Annotated in this window: 1 protein-coding gene; it reads right to left on the minus strand. The window is 46.9% G+C overall.

Annotation, left to right across the window (positions count from 1 at the left end; translation table 11 throughout):
• Positions 1 to 1,142 (minus strand): IS3 family transposase gene (locus GEV47_RS19190; RefSeq protein WP_407646294.1). Its coding sequence is split into 2 segments (ribosomal slippage), with 1,140 coding nucleotides annotated over them: positions 1 to 870 and positions 873 to 1,142; the frame shifts between segments, so codons are not numbered across the junction. This gene is flagged as partial in the annotation.
• Positions 1,143 to 1,209: the final 67 nt, after the last annotated feature.

Genomic DNA, 1,209 nt, shown 5'->3' on the forward strand with positions numbered 1-1,209 from the left:
ATTCATGGAGCTGACGTAACCAAGTGTTGAATGCTGGCGACGTGCATTATAAAAGTTTATCCAATCAACGATCTCATCTTTTGCTTCTCGTTGAGTAGCAAATTTTTTGCCATGAATACGCGCCACTTTCAGCGCCCCCCATAAACTCTCAGGTGGAGAATTGTCCCAACAATTTCCTTTACGGCTCATCGAAGAACGCATGCCATACGCTGTCAAGCTGTCTTGAAATAGCTTGCTGCAATACTGGCTGCCACGATCACTATGGACGATGAACCCCGCTTTGGGTTGACGTCGGAACCAAGCCATTTTTAACGCATCATCGACCAACTCAGCTCGCATATGATTTTGCATAGACCAGCCAACTATCTGACGACTGTACAAGTCCAGCATCACCGTTAAATACAACCAGCCCTGCTCAGTATGGATGTACGTGATATCACTGCTCCAGACTCGATTCGGCGCTGCTGGCGTGAAATTTCTTTCCAGCAGATTTGGTGCAACTGGCAAACTATGATGAGAGTTGGTAGTAGCAATCCATTTGCGTTTATGCCTGGCACGTATGCCATGACGTTGCATCAGTTTTTGGACGCGTTCTTTGCCGACTCGAATACCACGATGCGCTAATTCACGATGCATGCGCGGCCAACCGTACTCTTGCTTGACTTCGTGGTGAATCGCTTTCATGTGAGCCACAATGCCTTCCTCACGGTGTCGCGCTGTTGTGCTCATGGGCCGTACTTGACGTCGACAATAGTCGTGATAGCCGCTGGTGCTTACATCAAGTAACTGACAGACGACTTTAACTGACCATTGCGCATTATTTTTGATGAAAGCGTACTTCACATCGATTCTTTCGCAAAGTACGCTGCCGCCGCCTTTTTTAGGATATCGCGCTCCATTTTTAAGCGCGCATTCTCAGCACGTAACCGAGATAATTCCATTTGCTCTGGCGTGACAACATTGCCTTTTGCTTCGCTTAATTGACCATCTCGCGCAGCCTTTACCCAGTTGTACAATGTTTGTTCACTTACCGCGATATTCCTGCTGACTGCTGCAATACTTTGACCAGCTTGCACTAGTCTTACCGATTCTTGTTTGAATTCCGCAGTGTAACGTGCTCTCACTTGTCCTTTTTTTGCCATTTATTTATTCCCCTTGCCGGTTAGTTTACAACCTCAGTAAGAGATACGTTTCGCAAGGACAAGGTCA

Source organism: Glaciimonas soli, assembly GCF_009497155.1.
GTDB lineage: Bacteria > Pseudomonadota > Gammaproteobacteria > Burkholderiales > Burkholderiaceae_D > Glaciimonas > Glaciimonas soli.